The 17,267-nt window shown below is 66.7% G+C and carries 14 protein-coding genes; 11 read left to right on the plus strand and 3 right to left on the minus strand.

The window, feature by feature from the left end; all coding sequences use genetic code 11:
* Positions 1-478: 478 nt before the first annotated feature.
* Positions 479-937, plus strand: coding sequence for a hypothetical protein (locus tag J3S89_RS01415; protein ID WP_217925691.1), 459 nt, complete (start codon positions 479-481; stop codon positions 935-937).
* A 1,202-nt stretch (positions 938-2,139) separates the two neighbouring features.
* On the opposite strand, the gene J3S89_RS01420 is transcribed toward J3S89_RS01415, so the two are convergent.
* From J3S89_RS01420 to J3S89_RS01430, 3 genes are all read right to left on the minus strand, one after another.
* A complete protein-coding gene (locus tag J3S89_RS01420) occupies positions 2,140-2,433 on the minus strand; it encodes an addiction module antidote protein (protein ID WP_217925692.1) in 294 nt (97 codons plus the stop codon).
* Positions 2,430-2,732 (minus strand): type II toxin-antitoxin system RelE/ParE family toxin, encoded by a 303-nt coding sequence (locus tag J3S89_RS01425; RefSeq protein ID WP_217925693.1) that lies wholly within the window; start codon positions 2,730-2,732, stop codon positions 2,430-2,432. Before J3S89_RS01425 ends, J3S89_RS01420 begins: the two co-directional genes overlap by 4 nt.
* Positions 2,733-3,174: 442 nt before the next feature.
* Positions 3,175-4,164: a bile acid:sodium symporter family protein gene (locus tag J3S89_RS01430; protein ID WP_217925694.1), complete on the minus strand. Its 990-nt coding sequence runs from the start codon at positions 4,162-4,164 to the stop codon at positions 3,175-3,177.
* A 204-nt stretch (positions 4,165-4,368) separates the two neighbouring features.
* On the opposite strand from J3S89_RS01430, the gene J3S89_RS01435 reads away from it, so the two are divergent.
* The 10 genes from J3S89_RS01435 to J3S89_RS01480 all read left to right on the plus strand — a co-directional run bounded on the left by J3S89_RS01435 (position 4,369) and on the right by J3S89_RS01480 (position 17,258).
* Positions 4,369-5,058, plus strand: coding sequence for a GntR family transcriptional regulator (locus tag J3S89_RS01435; protein ID WP_217925695.1), 690 nt, complete (start codon positions 4,369-4,371; stop codon positions 5,056-5,058).
* Between the two features lie 141 nt (positions 5,059-5,199).
* Positions 5,200-5,916 (plus strand): FadR/GntR family transcriptional regulator, encoded by a 717-nt coding sequence (locus J3S89_RS01440; protein ID WP_217925696.1) that lies wholly within the window; start codon positions 5,200-5,202, stop codon positions 5,914-5,916.
* Between the two features lie 62 nt (positions 5,917-5,978).
* Positions 5,979-7,487, plus strand: a complete 1,509-nt coding sequence (locus J3S89_RS01445) for an ABC transporter substrate-binding protein (protein WP_217925697.1) — start codon at positions 5,979-5,981, stop codon at positions 7,485-7,487.
* A 69-nt stretch (positions 7,488-7,556) separates the two neighbouring features.
* Entirely contained in the window at positions 7,557-8,504 is a 948-nt protein-coding gene (locus tag J3S89_RS01450) for an ABC transporter permease (RefSeq protein ID WP_217925698.1), read from the plus strand.
* Positions 8,501-9,370 (plus strand): ABC transporter permease, encoded by an 870-nt coding sequence (locus J3S89_RS01455; protein WP_217925699.1) that lies wholly within the window; start codon positions 8,501-8,503, stop codon positions 9,368-9,370. The genes J3S89_RS01450 and J3S89_RS01455 overlap by 4 nt, the downstream gene beginning before the upstream one ends.
* A gap of 55 nt (positions 9,371-9,425) precedes the next feature.
* Positions 9,426-11,210, plus strand: a complete 1,785-nt coding sequence (locus J3S89_RS01460; protein ID WP_217925700.1) for a gamma-glutamyltransferase family protein — start codon at positions 9,426-9,428, stop codon at positions 11,208-11,210.
* 3 nt (positions 11,211-11,213) lie between these two features.
* Positions 11,214-11,969 (plus strand): DUF1028 domain-containing protein, encoded by a 756-nt coding sequence (locus tag J3S89_RS01465; RefSeq protein ID WP_217925701.1) that lies wholly within the window; start codon positions 11,214-11,216, stop codon positions 11,967-11,969.
* A 38-nt stretch (positions 11,970-12,007) separates the two neighbouring features.
* A complete protein-coding gene (locus J3S89_RS01470) occupies positions 12,008-13,861 on the plus strand; it encodes an ABC transporter ATP-binding protein (protein WP_217925702.1) in 1,854 nt (617 codons plus the stop codon).
* Positions 13,862-14,166: 305 nt separating this feature from the next.
* Complete coding sequence (locus tag J3S89_RS01475; protein ID WP_217925703.1) at positions 14,167-14,979, plus strand: CbbQ/NirQ/NorQ/GpvN family protein; 813 nt, start codon at positions 14,167-14,169, stop codon at positions 14,977-14,979.
* Positions 14,976-17,258 (plus strand): nitric oxide reductase activation protein NorD, encoded by a 2,283-nt coding sequence (locus J3S89_RS01480; RefSeq protein ID WP_217925704.1) that lies wholly within the window; start codon positions 14,976-14,978, stop codon positions 17,256-17,258. The genes J3S89_RS01475 and J3S89_RS01480 overlap by 4 nt, the downstream gene beginning before the upstream one ends.
* The last annotated feature ends 9 nt before the right edge of the window (positions 17,259-17,267 follow it).

Below are 17,267 nucleotides of genomic sequence, written 5' to 3' on the forward strand. Positions count from 1 at the left end.
ACAACACCCTCCGCCCCCATTCGAGCCTCGGCGGCCTCGCGCCGTCGGTGTTCGCCACCCGGTCCGATCAGGGCCAGATCACCGCCGGACCAAACTTATGACCGGCAGGAAAATGGGGAGCACGTCAGGTCCAATGGCAGTCGCCGGGTACGGCGCACGCGGACCCGCCGTGGTCGACCGAGAGCGCGAGCCGAGTCGGGTTCGGCTGATGCCTGCGCTCCATGGAGAGAAGTAATCTCCCAAATACCGCTACATATCCACATCGTAAGCGATTGAAATACAAGATGCAGTACATCGATGACCATTTGCTCCCGCTACAGAGACGGGGCGGATCACCGTCGCTGTACCGAACTCCCGCGATTCGAAGCAAAAGACGGGGTAAATTTGCGATCTTACCGACTGATTTCATAGTATTGACTCGGAATTGAGACGCTTTTTTTGATAGAAGAGTACGCAATTAATACCCGGAGAGTGTGGTATGCGACTGAATACACAAATTGAATGCGCGAATAGTAAGCTTTTCTATCTGCGAGATGTTGTTTCAAACGACGAGACATTGGTCTTTGCGGGTGCGAGCGGCCGTCTGGCGTTCATTCGCCACGACTACGTCGACGAGGGCGATGAAATCGGCACCTCACATGCGGTGGTGATCGGGGGTGACGAGCCTCCCCTGTTCCCTCTGACGGCAGCTCCATCCATAGCGGTCACGTTGCATCAGGGGGCGGACGGGCTGCCGCCTCTCGCCGGTCCCGAGATGATCGACACGGCCGCCGCCGAGCGACTCGGGCGCGATCGACGCGGGTCTGATGTCGTCATCGGGCGCACGGAGGAGGGGATCTTGTGGGCGGTAACGGCGGGCGGATCGGAACCAGAGTTCCCGTGCACGTCGCGCGGCGCCGGATCGGTGCTCACCCTCGGACGGGCGGTCGAGGTCTGACCTCAACCTCCCCTTCTTTAGGATCTGAACTGAACCCTTCGGTCTGAACTGAACCGGGTGGATGGAGGGTGGAGATCTGGACTGAACCACAGTGAGGAAGGTGTGAGTCTGCACTGAACCCTTCGGTCTGAACTCAACTGGGGAGGTCTACACTGAACCGGGTGGATGGAGGATGTGGGTCTGAAGTCCACAGGGGATGGGGTGATGGTGTTCGCGCGCGTTGGGAAGGGCCATCGCGGAGCGCGGGTTCAGATCAGAGAAAGAGAAAATTCTTCCGTCTGACCTCATCCAGTAAAATTACCATTCACTATCGAGCGCTCCCACCCTCGGTCTTCCCCAGAAAAAATAACTTGGCTGCGGCATTCTTCAATTCAGAGAATATCCCAACTTCCTGAAATAAGGAAAAACAAAGAATACCGCAGCTAAGTTTTCTTTTTGATTCATAGAGAGAGTAGAGAGACCTCCAAATAGTAATAGTAATTTACTTTTTGGTCTAGAAGACCATTTTTGCCTTACGGCAGAACACGTTAGCCAAATGGTAGACCCCCAAATCGGGGTGTTTTTCCAATAGTAACGACCTACCATTCCTACTACCGAAATTACTACATCGGCAGATTGTGGCAAAATCCCGGCGAAAGCGTGCCACAATCTGAACACAATCAGAGGAATCCGAGGGTCTTTTGTGACAGTTGGTTTTCTCGGACATTCTTCGATCTGAACTCAACCTCGCGCAGCCTCGATTCCATGCTTCGGGCGATTTCGCCTCTCGGCGGATTTCAAATGGTAGGAATAGTAATGATCTACTACTATTTCTACCTTTTGGTTTTGTCCTCTTACTATTTCTCGAAATGGCGGTTTTTTAGAAAAAAGTTGCGTTCATATTGAGTTTATAAGAATTTTTATCCAGAAGCCTCCGCGTCTTCGATAGGCGGCCTGCCTCCGAATGAGCGCTGGTCGCGTCGTGAAAACCCTGAATTTCGGCCTATTGATATCATTGGGTTTTTCCGCGAACCCCTTCTTTTCGTCGGAAGATTATTCTACGCAACATAGAGCGTGATGCGGAAAGAATTTCTAACAAGGGGCGCCACAGGCGGTGTCGCTGGAAATTCCTTCCATTCGGCGCATGGCCGCCGCATGGGTAAGCCTCGGGCGTCGCGCTCGCCGTTGGATTCGCTCACCGTGAGAGAAGGGACGACGCGAAGTCACTCCGCCGCCGCAGGCGCGACCGTGATCTTCAACCCGAGCGCGGCGACCACCTTTCGAATGGTCTCATGGCGCGGATGCGCGCCCGGTGCGAGGGCCTTGTAGAGGCTTTCCCGTCCGAGGCCGGACGCCTTCGCCACCTGCGCCATGCCCTTTGCCTTCGCCACATCGGCCAAGGCAGAAAGGAACACGTCGGGGTTGGAATCTTCGAGGCAGGCCGCGAGGTATTCGGCCATCACCTCTTCGTCGTCGAGGTAGTCGGAGGCATCGAAGGGGGCTAGTTTGTCGGTCATCGATCTGTCCTCAACTCTCGCGCCAATTCCCTGGCGCGTCGAATGTCCCGGTCCTGCGAGGACTTGTCGCCGCCGCAGAGGAGAACGTAGACGACGGCTTCATGACGCACGAAGTAGACGCGATATCCCGGCCCGAAATGCACCCGCATCTCGCTCACGCCGTCTCCGATCGGTTCGCAGTCGCCGAAGTTGCCGGCTTCCGCCGACTTGATCCGGGCGAGGATGCGAGCCTTCCCCCTTGCATCGCGCAGGCGGCGAAGCCAATCGTCAAAGTCCGCGTGGCGGATGAAGGTGTTCATGAGGAGAATGTATCCTATTGGATACGATTCCTCAATCCGAAAGACGCCGTTCGATGCGCGCGGCAGCGATGAGGGTTCGCTCTGTCGCCCTTCGATTTCGGGGCCTCGGAATCCCCCTTTGACTCCGGGGCGTCTTCCGTTCCAGCATGGTCGAGGTCCCTTCGGCCCGTCGCCGAACACTGTTACACCAGACACCGGGGGCAAGACGTCAGGCCGTTGAAATGCAAAGGGAATTTCGAACAAACTCGAAAATCCCCTCAGCTCCACCAATTCTCCTCCGATCTTCGCCGTATGATCTTCGATGCCGCCTGCGCCGAGGCCTCCTTGCGCGTATGCGTTCTCCATCCGCGCATCGCATCTCGGTGCGTCGAGGGCGCGCATCGCGTCCGGGGCTTCTCTCCCGTCGAGGCGTCGTCGGGCGGCGTCTCGACGGGAGCGAGGGTCACTCGGCCGGGGCGGTGGCGGGGGCGGTGGCGGGGGCGTGGGCGGCGTAGCGTTGGGCGAGCATCGCGCAGACCATCAGCTGCATCTGATGGAAGATCATCAGCGGCAGCACCAATAGGCCCATGTCGAGGCCGGCGAACAGGATGGTCGCCATCGGAACGCCGCTCGCGAGACTCTTCTTCGATCCGCACATGACGATCGCGATCTCGTCCTCGCGCGAGAAGCCGAGGAGGCGGGCGACGCCGGTCGTCGCCGTCAGCGCCACGCCCAGAAGTCCGGCGAGGACCACCAGGAGCAGCGCCAGCATGCCGGGGGTGACGGTGTGCCAGATGCCGCCGAGGACGGCGTGGCCGAAGGCCAGATAGACGACCCCGAGGATGGAGCCGCGATCGAAATAGGACAGGACCTTGGCATTGCGGCGGATCCACGGGCCGATCCACGGCTGCGCCAGCTGGCCGAGGACGAAGGGCAGCAGCAGCTGTTCGAAGATCCCGACGACCGCGTCGCCGGAGACCGTCACGCCGGAGGTGTGGAGGACCACGGCGGCCAGGACCGGCGTCGCGAAGATCCCGACGAAGTTGGAGAGCGAGGCCGCGCACACGGCGGCGGCGACGTTGCCGCGGGCGATCGAGGTGAAGGCGATCGACGACTGAACCGTCGACGGGAGAATGGCCAGATAGACGATGCCGGCGGTCATCTCCGGCGGCAGGCCCGGCATCCACGCGCGAATCGACAGACCCAGGATCGGGAACAGAACGAAGGTCGCGGCGAGGATCAGGAGGTGCAGGCGCCAGTGCAACAGGCTCGAGACGACCGCCGCGCGCGAGAGCTTGGCGCCGTGCATGAAGAAGAGGAGCGCGATCGCCACCTTCACGGCCTGGTTCAGCGCGACCTCGACCGTGCCGGTCGCGGGTAGGAAGGTGGCGACGACCACCGCTCCGGCGATGGCGAGCGTGAAATTGTCGGGGCGCAGGCGGGCGAGATTCATGGTGGGACCCGTGATGTCGGCGGTTCGCCGGCGCGGAGCGCGTGGGCGACCGGGAGGTGAGGCACAGCCGGGGCTTCGCGATCGAGGGCCGGGGCGACCACATCGCCTCTGGGAAGGGACGTCGAGGTCGGTTATGGTTCTGCATCGCAAAGATGGTATATGTATGCATATGGTGCATTCAATATGCAAGAAGACGATGCGGGCATGGCCGACGACTCCCTTCTCGACATCGGTCCGACCTCGGTCGGTCCCACGGCGGATCGGCTCTATGCGGCGATCGTCGATCAGATCATCGACGGGGGGCTGAGGCCGGGCGATGCCTTGAACGAGGTGGCGCTCGCCGAACGGTTCGGCGTGTCGCGGACGCCGGTGCGCGAGGCGGTGCAGCGGTTGGCGATGGCCGGTCTCGCCGAACGGGGCGCGCGGCGTTCCTTTCGAGTGCGCCGCCTGCCGCCGGCCGAGCTCGGTGACCTGCTCGAGGCCCTGTGCGAGATCGAGGCGGTGTGCGCGCGGCTCGGCGCGGCGCGGATGAGCGAGGTCGAGCGGCAGGAGCTCGAGGCCTGCGTGCGCGAGGGCGCCGAGGCGGCGGCCGCGGGGGACGGCGAGGCCTATGCACGCCTCAACGCGCGCTTCCACCAGCTCGTCTTCGACAGCGCTCGCAACGATCATCTGAAGGAGGTGGCGGGGCAGCTGCGGGTGCGCGCCGCGCCCTATCGCGAGGCGCAGTTCCGCCAGACCGATCGCCTCGCATCGTCCCAAGCGGAGCACGAGGGCATTCTCGCCGCGGTCCTCGCCAAGGACCCGGACGCGGCGCAGGCGGCGATGATGCTCCACGTCGCCAGTTCCTCGCTCAACATCCGGCGCATGCTGGATCCCTCGGCGCCGAAGCGGTGAGCGTTCCGAACGTTGTGTTCTCCACCGCATGACAAATCTGCCCAATCGTTGGTCAAGAGTGGTTTCTGGTCATTTTCCGCCTTGACGGGATCTCTCTTTCGCGATGGACTGAACCAATCGAAAATTGGTGCGGGCCATTCCGTGACGGACGATCGAGACAATTCCAACGTCGCCCTGGAGCGCCTGCGTGACCTGTTGCGGTCGGGCCGCTTCGCCGCCGGCGCGCGTCTGCCGACCGAGCGGAGCCTCGCCGAGGAGTTCGACGTCGGCCGGCGCTCGGTGCGACGGGCGCTCGAGGTGCTCGAGGCGGAGGGGCTGGTGTGGCGCCGTCAGGGGTCGGGGACCTTCGCCGGGACGCGCCCGGCCGAGCCCTACGACGATCTCGGCGTGCTCGTCGCCGGCACCGACGCGATGGAGGTGATGGAGGTGCGGTTGCGTCTCGAGCCGCAGCTCGCCCAGCTCGCGGCGTTGCGGGCCGGCCCCGCCGACATTCGCGGCATGTACGATCTGATCGCCAAGATCGACGAATGCGTCGACGCCGACGGGCGCGAGCTCTGGGACGGGGCGCTGCATCGCCAGATCGCGCGTTGCGCGAACAACAAGCTGCTGCTGGTGCTGTTCGACGTGATGAACCGCGTCCGGCAGGAGCCGGCGTGGCAGAAGATCCGCGAACAGGCGCGCTCCGCCGCCAAGACGCGGCCGGTCACCCACGATCAGCATCTGGCGATCATCGACGCGATCGCCGCGCGCGATCCGCTCGGCGCCGCCGAGGCGATGCGCCGTCACCTTCTGACGCTCCAGGAGAGCCTCGTGCGCGCCACCTCGCACGACCCGCTCGCGGAGCGCTCGCACACCTGAGACCACGAGACACGCGGCTCCGTCGGGGGCTCGGCGCGATGGAAGACGAAGAGGAGAAGGGTATGACGAAACTACGATTTCTGGCGACGGCCCTGGCGGGCGCGCTGTTCGCGGCCCCTGCCTTCGCCGCGGACCTCAAGATCGGTCTCGCCGAAGATCCGGACATGCTCGATCCCGCGCAGTCGCGCACCTTCGTCGGCCGCATCGTCTATACGGCGATGTGCGACAAGCTCGTCGACGTATCGCCCGGCCTCGAGATCGTGCCGCAGCTCGCCACCGAATGGGCGTGGTCGGGTGAGGGCAAGGTCCTCACCATGAAGCTCCGGTCGGGCGTCAAGTTCCACGACGGCACCGACATGGACGCCGCCGCGGTGGTGGCGACGATCGAACGCAACATGAAGATGCCGGAATCGCGCCGCAAGAGCGAACTCTCCTCGGTGGAGAGCGTCGCCGCGACCGGCCCGCTCGAGGTCGCCTTCAAGCTGAAGCAGCCCGACGCGACGCTCCTCGCCCAGCTCTCCGACCGCGCCGGCATGATCGTGTCGCCGAAGGCGGCGGCCGCGCTCGGCGCCAATTTCTCCAGCCATCCGGTCTGCGCCGGTCCGTTCAAGTTCGTCGAGCGCATCCAGCAGGATCGCATCGTGCTCGAGAAGTTCGCCGACTATTGGAACAAGGACCAGATCCACTTCGACAAGGTGACCTATCTGCCGATCGTCGATTCGACCGTGCGTCTCGCCAATCTGCGCGCCGGCGACCTCGACCTGATCGAGCGCATGGTGCCGACCGACGTGGCGACCGTGAAGGGCGATGCGAAGCTCGCCCAGGCCCAGGTGGTCAATCTCGGGTTTCTCTCGATCTACGTGAACGTCGGCCACGGCCCGCGCGCCGACAATCCGATGGGCAAGGACAAGCGGGTGCGTCAGGCCTTCTCGCTCGCCATCGATCGCGAGGCGCTGAACCAGATCGTCTACGAGGGGACCGCGCCGGCCGGCAACCAACCCTTCGCCCCGACGAGCCCGTGGTACGACAAGTCGATCCCGGTTCCCGCCCGTGACGTCACCAAGGCCAAGGCGCTCCTGAAGGCGGCCGGCTACGACCGGGTGCCGGTGGAGATGCTGATCTCCAACCAGCCGATCGTCGGCCAGATGATGCAGGCGGTGCAGGCGATGGTCGCCGAGGCCGGCTTCGACGTGACGCTGAAGACGACCGAATTCGCCACGCTTCTCAACGAGGAGACCGCCGGCAACTTCCAGACCGCGCGCACCGACTGGTCCGGCCGCGTCGATCCGGACGGCAACATCCACCAGTTCGTCACCTGCAAGGCGGCCCTCAACGAGGTGCACTACTGCAACCCGAAGGTCGACGAACTGCTCAACGCCGCGCGGGCCTCGGTCGACACCAAGGTGCGCAAGGAGAAGTACGACGCCGCGGCCAAGATCCTCGACGACGACATGCCCTACATCTACCTCGGCCATCAGTCGTGGCTGTGGGCGTTCGACAAGAAGCTCACCGGCTTCGTGCCCTCGCCCGACGGCATGATCCGCCTGACCGGCCTCGCCAAGTCCAAGTGACCGAGCCTCGGGAGGGGAGGTCGTCCTCTCCTCCCGCCTCACGTCGACCCGGTCGAGCCGGAGTGCCCGATGTACGTCTTCATTGCCCGTCGCCTGCTCCTGGCGATCCCGACGCTGCTGATCATCTCGCTCTTCGTCTTCTCCCTGCAGAAGCTGCTGCCGGGAGATCCCGTCCTGGTGATGGCGGGCGAGGAGCGGGATCCGGCGCTGCTCGAGCTGCTGCGCGAGAAGTACCATCTGAACGACCCGATCCCGATGCAATACGCCGCCTGGATCGGCAACGCGGTGCAGGGCGATCTCGGCATCTCGCTCAGGACCAATCAGCCGGTGGTCGATCTGATCGCCGAGAAACTGCCGGTGACGCTGCAACTCGCGCTGATGTCGATGAGTTTCGCTCTGCTGATCGGCATCCCGCTCGGGGTGCTCGCGGCGGTCAAGAAGAACACGTTCCTCGATTATCTGACCAGCGTCCTGGCGTTGTCGGGGCTCTCGGTGCCGAACTTCTGGCTCGGGATCATGTTGATCCTGCTGGTCTCGGTGAAGCTCGGCTGGCTGCCGGCGTCGGGCTACCAGCCCTTCTTCGTCGATCCGCTCCTCTCCTTGAAGACGATGCTGATGCCGTCCTTCGTGCTCGGCAACGCGCTCGCCGCCTCGATGATGCGCCACACCCGCTCGGCGATGATCGGCGTGCTCAGCTCCGACTACGTCCGCACGGCGCGCGCCAAGGGCCTGTCGGAACGGGCGGTGATCCTGTCGCACGGGTTCCGCAACGCGGTGCTGCCGATCGTCACGCTGAGCGCGCTCCTCTTCGGCGAGCTGCTCGCCGGGGCGGTGCTGACCGAGCAGATCTTCACCATTCCCGGCTTCGGCAAGCTCATCGTCGACGCCGTCTTCACTCGCGACTACGCGGTGGTGCAGGGCGTCGTGCTGTGCACGGCGATCGGCTTCATCGGCATGAACCTCCTCGCCGACGTGCTCTACGTCGTCCTGAACCCGCGCATGAGGGCCTCGATGTGACCACGCTCGACGCATCCCGGGGGACGGCGAAGCGCCCGTCGAGCCGCGCCTGGCGCAAGCTCGCCGCCAACAAGGCGGCGCTGGTCGGGCTCGGCATCGTCGCGACCTTCGCGATCCTCGCCCTCCTCGCGCCGCTTCTGCCGATCGCCGATCCGATCCAGACGAGCTGGACGGCGATCCGCAAGCCGCCGACCTGGGCCCATCCGATCGGCACCGACGAACTCGGCCGCGACATTCTCGCGCGGATGATCTGGGGCGCGCGCGCCTCGCTCTCCGCCGGCCTCTTCTCGGTGATGCTGGCGGTCTCGATCGGCGTGCCGCTCGGCATCGTCTCCGGCTATCTCGGCGGTTGGCTCGACATCGTCGTCAGCCGCATCACCGAGGCGTTCCTGGCGATGCCGTTCCTGATCACCGCGATCGCGCTCGCCGCCTTCCTCGGTCCGAGCCTGATCAATTCGATGATCGCCATCGCGCTGTCGGCGCTGCCGATCTTCATCCGCCTGACCCGAGGCCAGGTGCTCGCGGTCAAGGCGGAGGAATATGTCGAGGGGGCGCGGGCGATCGGCCTGGGGCCGGTCGCGATCATGGCGCGCTACGTCTTCCCCAACGTCCTGCCGCCGATCCTGGTGCAGGCGACGCTGACCATCGCCACGGCGATCATCGCCGAGGCGAGCCTCTCCTTCCTCGGTCTCGGCCAGCAGCCGCCGGCGGCGAGTTGGGGTTCCATGCTCAACGTCGCGAAGAACTTTCTCACCCAGGCGCCGTGGATGGCGGTGTGGCCGGGTGGCGCGATCTTCCTCGTCGTCGTCGGGTTCAATCTCCTGGGCGACGGGCTCAGAGACGCCCTCGATCCCCGCGCCGCCTGATCGCCCGAACGATCCACCACCCTTCCCGACACGCCAACCGCGAACGGAATCACACATGACCGGGTTCACCACGCGTCCGGAAATCCTCGGTACCTTCGGCGTCGTCACCACGACGCACTGGATCGCCTCGGCCGTCGGCATGGCCATCCTCGAGAAGGGCGGCAACGCCTTCGACGCGGCCGTCGCGGCCGGCTTCGTCCTTCAGGTCGTCGAGCCGCATCTGTGCGGTCCGGGCGGCGACCTGCCGGCGGTGATCCATTCGGCCCGGACCGGGCGCACCGAGGTGATCTGCGCCCAGGGGCCGGCGCCGGCGGGCGCGACCATCGAGCACTATCGGGCCGAGGGGCTCGACATCATCCCCGGCGACGGCCTCCTCGCCACCGTCATCCCCGGCGCCTTCGACGGCTGGATGCTGATGCTGCGCGACCACGGCTCGATGAGCGTGCGCGAGGTGCTCGAGCCGGCGATCCACTATGCCGAGGCCGGCCATCCGTTGCTGACGCGGGTCTCGGCGACCATCGCCGGGCTCGCGCCCTTCTTCGCCGAGCATTGGCCGACCTCGCACGAGACCTGGCTGCCGGGTGGGAACGTGCCGCGACCGCGTGACCTCTTCCGCAATCCCGTCCTCGCCGAGACCTGGCGGCGGATCGTCGCCGAGGCGGATGCGGCGGGCAATCGCGAGGCCGGGATCGAACGGGCGCGCGACGCCTTCTATCGCGGCTTCGTCGCCGAGCGCATCGCCGCCTATCTCGCCACCGCCGAGGTGATGGACGCCAGCGGCAACCGCCACAAGGGCGTTCTGACCGCCGACGACATGGCGAACTGGTCGGCGACCGTCGAGGCGCCGCAGACCTTCGACTATCACGGCTGGACCGTCGCCAAGACCCGGCCCTGGGGCCAGGGGCCGGTGCTGTTGCAGAGCCTGTCGATCCTCGCCGGGATCGACGTCGCCGCGATGGATCCGGACGGGCCGGACTTCGTCCATACCGTGGTCGAGGCGATGAAGCTCGCCTATGCCGACCGCGAGGCCTATTACGGCGACCCCGACTTCATCACCGTTCCGATCGAGACGCTGCTGAGCGAGCCCTATGCGGCCGAGCGGCGCCGGCTGATCGGGGAGACGGCGTCGCTCGAACTGCGTCCCGGCCGGGTTCCCGGTTACGAGGTGCAGGTCGACCGCACCTTGGCGATGCTCGGCGCGACCTCGAAGACCGGCGCGGTCTACGAGCCGACCATGGCCCATCTCAGCGAGAAGCGCGGCGACACCGTCCACATCGACGTCATCGACCGCCACGGCAACATGGTCTCGGTGACGCCGTCGGGCGGCTGGCTCCAGTCGTCGCCGACGGTTCCGGGCCTCGGCTTCTGCCTCAATTCGCGGGCGCAGATGTTCTGGCTCGCGCCGGATCTGCCGACCTCGCTGGCGCCGGGCAAGCGACCGCGCACCACGCTCACCCCCTCGCTCGCGCTCCACGAGGGACGGCCGACGCTCTCCTTCGGCACGCCCGGCGGCGATCAGCAGGACCAGTGGCAGCTCTCCTTCTTCCTGCGCCACGTCCATCACGGTCTCGATCTCCAGGCGGCGATCGATCGGCCGCTCTTCCACACCGCGCATTTCCCCGGCTCGTTCCACCCGCGCACCAGCGATCCCGGCAGCGTGATGCTGGAATCCTCCTTCCCTGCGGCGACGCTCGAGGAGCTGCGGCGGCGCGGCCATCGCCTGACGGTGACCGAGCCTTGGACGATCGGCCGTCTGACGGCGGCGGAACGCGACCCCGACGGCCTCCTGCGCGCCGCCGCGACCCCCAGACTGATGCAGGCCTACGCCATCGGGAGGTGATCCATGACCTGGTCCATCGTCGCTCGCGATCCCGCGAACGGTCATTTCGGCATCGCCGTCGCGAGCCGGTTCTTCTCGGTCGGAACCCTGGTTCCGAACATCCGGCCGGGCGTCGGCGCGGTCGCGACCCAAGCCTTCGTCAATCCGCTCTACGGGGTCGACGGGCTCGCCCTCCTCGCCGAGGGGCATGCGCCGGAGGCTGTGGTCGGGATCCTCACCGGACGCGACGCGGGCCATCGCCAGCGGCAGGTCCACATGATCGACGCGCACGGGCGCAACACCGCCTTCACCGGGGAGGCCTGCATCGACTGGGCCGGCCATCTCGTGGCGGAGAACGTCTCGGTCGCCGGCAACATGCTGGCCGGGCCGCAGGTGATCGAGACGACGCTGGCGGTCTTTCAGGCGGGCGCCGGCAAGCCGCTCGTCGAGCGTTTCCTCGAGGCGATGCAGGCCGGCGAGGACGCCGGCGGCGACAAGCGCGGCCGGCAGTCGGCGGCGATCGTCGTCTACCGCGACCAGCCCTATCCGTGGCTCGACATCCGCGCCGACGATCATCCCGATCCGCTCGCGGAACTGCGCCGCCTGTGGGCGGTGGCGGGCGAGCGCTATCTCCACGTGGCCGAGACGATGCCGACCCGGGGCAATCCCGGCGGCATGCTCGATCGCAGCGAGATCGATCGCCGCATCGCCGATCTCGAGGCGGCGCGCGAGGCGGAAGGCCGCCCCTCCGCCTCCTTCGCCACTCCCTGGAAGCCGTGAGCGCGACGATGCGAGACGCGCCGACGAAGGACGTCCCCATGACCGTGTCGAAGTCCGATCCGACCCCCGATTCGCGCCCGGCCGGGCCGGTTCTCGCCGTCGAGGGGCTGAGCGTCTCGTTTCTCACCGACGGACGTCGGGCGACGGTGGTGCGCGACGTCTCCTTCGAGGTCGCCCCGGGCGAGACCCTGGCGATCGTCGGCGAGAGCGGATCCGGCAAGAGCGTCACGTCGCTGGCGGTGATGGGCCTCCTGCCGCCGCGGGTGAGCCGGGTCGAGGGGCGGATCCGCCTGATGGGGCGCGATCTCTCGTCGCTCTCGCAGACGGAGATGAGCGCCATTCGCGGTCGCGACATGGCGATGATCTTCCAGGAGCCGATGACCAGCCTCAATCCGGTCTTTACGATCGGCCGGCAGATCTCCGAATCGCTCGTCCGCCATCTCGGCCTGACGCGCTCGGCGGCGCGCGCCGAGACGGTGCGGCTGCTCGAGAAGGTGCGCATCCCCAACGCCGCCGCCCGTTTCGACGAATATCCCCATCAGTTCTCCGGCGGCATGCGTCAGCGCGTGATGATCGCCATGGCGCTCGCCTCCAAGCCGAAGCTCCTGATCGCCGACGAGCCGACGACGGCCCTCGACGTGACGATCCAGGGCCAGATCCTCGACCTGATCAAGCAGTTGCAGGAAGAGGAGAACATGTCGGTGCTCTTCATCACCCACGACATGGGCGTGGTGGCGGAAGTCGCCGATCGGACCATGGTGATGTATCGCGGCGACGTGGTGGAGACCGGGACCACCCGTGACGTCTTCCATCACGGCCGTCATCCTTATACGCGGGCGCTCCTCTCGGCGGTGCCCTGTCTCGGCGAGATGGGGGAGACGACCGACCCCGAGCGTTTCGCCGTCGTCGACATGGAGACCGGCGAGCGCCTTCCCGCCGCTCCGGTCGTCGGAACGGTCGATCGCGGCGAGCCCCCGGTCCTCAGCGTGCGCGATCTCGTCACCCGGTTCGACGTGCGCGGCGGCGTCTTCGGGCGGCGCACGGGGGCGATCCACGCGGTGGAGGGCGTCTCCTTCGATCTCCACCAGGGCGAGACGCTGGCGCTGGTGGGCGAATCGGGCTGCGGCAAGTCGACCACGGGGCGCTCGATCATGCGTCTCGTCGAGCCGGTCTCGGGCAGCGTCGAACTCGACGGGTTCGACGTCCTCGATCTCGGCGGTTCCGATCTGAGGCGCATGCGGCGCAGCATCCAGATGATCTTTCAGGATCCCTTCGCCAGCCTCAATCCGCGCATGACGGTCGGGGCCTCGGTCGCCGAGCCCTTCACGACCCATCGTCTCGGCTCGCGCGCCGAGGCCCGTGACAAGGCCGCCGATCTCCTCGAGCGCGTCGGCTTGAGCGCCGACATGTCGAGCCGCTATCCGCACGAATTCTCCGGCGGGCAACGCCAGCGCATCGCCATAGCCCGGGCGCTGGCGCTCGACCCGAAGGTGATCGTCGCCGACGAGAGCGTCTCCGCCCTCGACGTCTCGATCAAGGCGCAGGTCTGCAATCTGCTGATGGATCTCCAGGAGAGCCTGAAGATCGCCTTCCTCTTCATCTCCCACGACATGGCGGTGGTCGAGCGGGTCAGTCACCGGGTGGCGGTGATGTATCTCGGCGAGATCGTCGAGATCGGCCCGCGCGCCGCCCTCTTCGGCAATCCGCAGCACCCCTATACGAAGAAGCTGATCGCGGCGGTTCCCGTCCCCGATCCGGCCCGGCGCGGCATCCGCCGGAACCTCGACGTCGAGGAGTTGAAGAGCCCGGTGCGGCCGCTCGGCTATCGCCCGCCCGAGCGGCGCTATCGCACCGTCTCGCCCGGTCACGTCGTCATGGAAGACACGCTCTGACGCGGGAGAGGGGGGCGGATCGCGCGAGGAGCGCCGGCCGAGATATGGCGTCGACATTCATGTGGAATGCATGTCGATAGGGGTGCCGAGGGAGGATTCCCCCGGCGCTCGCGATCGGCGGTCGACCGAAAGAAGCGATTCTCGCCCTTCCCTCTCGGACGACGCGCTTGCGAAAAGGAGACCTTCCGCGTTAAGCTGTCCGGGTCGGCTCAAGGACGCGCCGATCGCATTCAGGCAACGAGTGCCGCCGCCTCACATCACGTGAGGGGCGGCTTTTTTTGTGCCCGAAGGGCACCGGAGGCGTCATGAACGCTGAACATCCGCTGGCGCGCTATCGCGTCGAGGGCAATCCCTACTACCGTGCGACGGGGGCCGAGATCGAGGTCTTCGAGGCGGCTCACGCCGATCGCATACCGATGATGCTGAAGGGGCCGACCGGCTGCGGCAAGACGCGTTTCGTCGAGCACATGGCGCATCGTCTCGGCCGGCCGCTGATCACCGTCGCCTGTCACGAGGACATGACCGCCTCCGATCTGGTCGGCCGCTTCCTGCTCGATGCCGAGGGCACCGTCTGGCAGGACGGGCCGCTGACGCTCGCGGTGCGCCACGGCGCCATTCTCTATCTCGACGAGATCGTCGAGGCGCGCCAGGACACGACGGTGGTGATCCATCCGCTCACCGACGATCGCCGGGTGCTGCCGATCGAGAAGCGCAACGAGCTGATCGCCGCTCATCCCGACTTCCACCTCGTCGTCTCCTACAACCCCGGCTATCAGAGCGCGGTCAAGGACCTGAAGGAATCGACCAAGCAGCGCTTCGTCGCGCTCGATTTCGACTATCCCTCGCCGCAGGTGGAGAGCGAGATCATCGCCCACGAGGCCGGCATCTCCGAGGACGTTGCGCGGCTCGTGGTGGAGATCGGCGCGCGCTCGCGCAATCTGCGCGGCCATGGCCTCGACGAAGGCGCCTCGACGCGCATGCTGATCCAGGCGGGGCGTCTGATCGGCCGCGGCATTCCGGTGCGCGAAGCCTGTCGCATCGCTCTGGTGGTGCCGGTCACCGACGACGTCGACATGCGCGCGGCCCTGTCGCGGGCGATCGAGGCCTGTATCGCATGACGACGGCGATCGCGGTCGGCGGCACGGCGCCGGACACCTTCGACGTGCTCGGGCGCATGGTGCTGGCACGCGAGACGCTGGCGCCGAGCTTCCGTGAGGCCTCGGCGGTGGCGGAGGGGTTCGCCCCCGATCTCTGGGACGACTGGTGCGCGAGCGCGCTCGCCCTCCAGCGGGCGAATGCCGGGGTCGCCTGCACGCTCGCCTTCTTCGCCGCGACGACACGGCTCGGGCGGCGGGGGGATCTCGCGACGCCGATCGCGGTGGCGCGGGCGGCCCAAGCGATCTGCCGGGAGGCGGGATCGCGCGCCGCGACCGCGTTGACGAGTGCCGCCGAGACTCTGGTCGGACTGGTCGGCGTGGAGATCGATCCGGTGCTGACGGCGTTGGTCGATCTCTCGCAGAAGCGGCCCGAGGCGGTGGAGCCGGCGATTTCGGTGCTCGCCCAGGTGCTGCCGGTGGTCGGCTCCTCGGCCTATGGCGAGTGGCTGGCGGCCGGGCTCAGGGCCTATGCCACCGACAAGGTCCGGCTCATCGCCTATGTGGCGCTCGAGGATCCGCTGGCGCGGGAACGGTTGCGCGATCACGGGCGCGCCGGGGCGTTGCGGCGGGCGATGCCCGAGGCGATCGGCTTCGCCGCCGCGCTCTCGGGCGAGAAGCCGACCATCCGCTTCGCCCATGGCGCGGCGCGCGCGAGTCTCGCAGCGCCGATCGTGGTGATGCCGGAATCCTTCCCCGACGTGCCGGCGGAAGAGCAGGGAGCGCTGGCGGCGGCGGTGCTGGCGCATGCGACCGCCCATCGGCTCTTCGGCGGGGCGCCGTTCGATCCGCGCCGATTGAAGCCGGTGCAGATCGCGCTCACCTCGCTGATCGAGGACGCCCGGGTGGAGACGCTGGCGCTGCGGCGGTTTCCCGGTCTCGCCCGGCTGTGGCGGCCGTTCCACGTGATCGGTCCGGACACCGCCCGCACCGTGCCCTTCCTGATGGCGCGGATGGCGCGGGCTTTGTTCGATCCGGCCTACGAGGATCCCGAACATTGGATCGCCAAGGCACGCGCCCTCTTCGACGCGGCGCGGGACCGGCTCGACGATCCCTCGATCTCGCGGGAGATCGGCAATCTCCTCGGCAACGATCTCGGCCAGATGCGGCTCTCCTTCAACGCCAAGACCTGGGTGGTCGATCCGATCTATCGCGACGATCATGCGGGACTGTGGACCTCGGAGCGTCCGCCGGAGGCGGAGGCGACCGAGATCGACGTCGCCGTCGAGGCGATGAAGCGCAAGGAAGAAGAGCGCGACGACGGCCGGCCGGGCGACGACCTTCCGCCCGAGACCGACGAGGCGGTCGGGCGGGCGCGACCGGCCCCGGCGAGCGAGGACGACGGCACGGTGATCGGCCGTCTGCCGGAATGGGATCATGAGGCGGCTCAGGAGCGGCCGGACTGGGTGACGGTGCGGGCCTATCGGCCGAACGCCACCGCCGAGGAGGCGGTCGATCGGCTGAACGACGTGGTGTCCGGTCCGGCGCGCCGGGTCGAGGCGATGATCCGCGGCGCACGTCTCGGCCTGCCGCAGCGCCTCAAGCGGCAGGGCGAGGGCGACATGCTCGATCTCGACGCGGCGATCGGCGCGGCGATCGCCCGCCGAGTCGGCGAGGCGCCGGATCATCGCGTCTATCGTCGCACCGATCGCAAGATCCGCGACCTCGCGACGCTGATCATGATCGACACGTCCGAGAGCACGCGCGATCGTCTGCCCGGCCGGTCGAACCGGGTGCTCGACGTGGAGATCGAGGCGACGGCGGTGCTGGCCACCGCGATCGACGCGCTCGGCGATCGTCTGGCGCTGGAAGGCTTCGCCTCCGACGGACGTGAGGACGTGCGGATCACCGCGGTCAAGGATTTCGCCGATCGTTTCGACACCACGAGCAAGGCGCGGCTGGCCGGTCTGACGCCGGGACGCTCGACGCGGCTCGGGGCGGTGCTGCGGCACGGCGGGCGCCGCTTCGCCGGCCAACGCGCCTATCGGCGGCTCCTGGTGGTGATCACCGACGGCGAGCCCTTCGACGTCGATTGCGACGATCCGATCTATCTGGTCGAGGATGCGCGCCGGGCGGTGCGCGAGTTGCGTTCGGCCGGGATCGACGCCTTCGGCCTCGGCATCGGCGCGACGCATACGACCGGCGATCGGATCTTCGGGCGCGGCAACTTCGTCGCCCTGGCGCGCCCGGAGGATCTCGGCAAGGCGCTGTCGGCGCTCTATTTCCGCCTCGCCTCGCGGTGAGGCGGACGG

This window comes from Pinisolibacter aquiterrae (genome assembly GCF_019160155.1).
Lineage (GTDB): Bacteria > Pseudomonadota > Alphaproteobacteria > Rhizobiales > Ancalomicrobiaceae > Pinisolibacter > Pinisolibacter aquiterrae.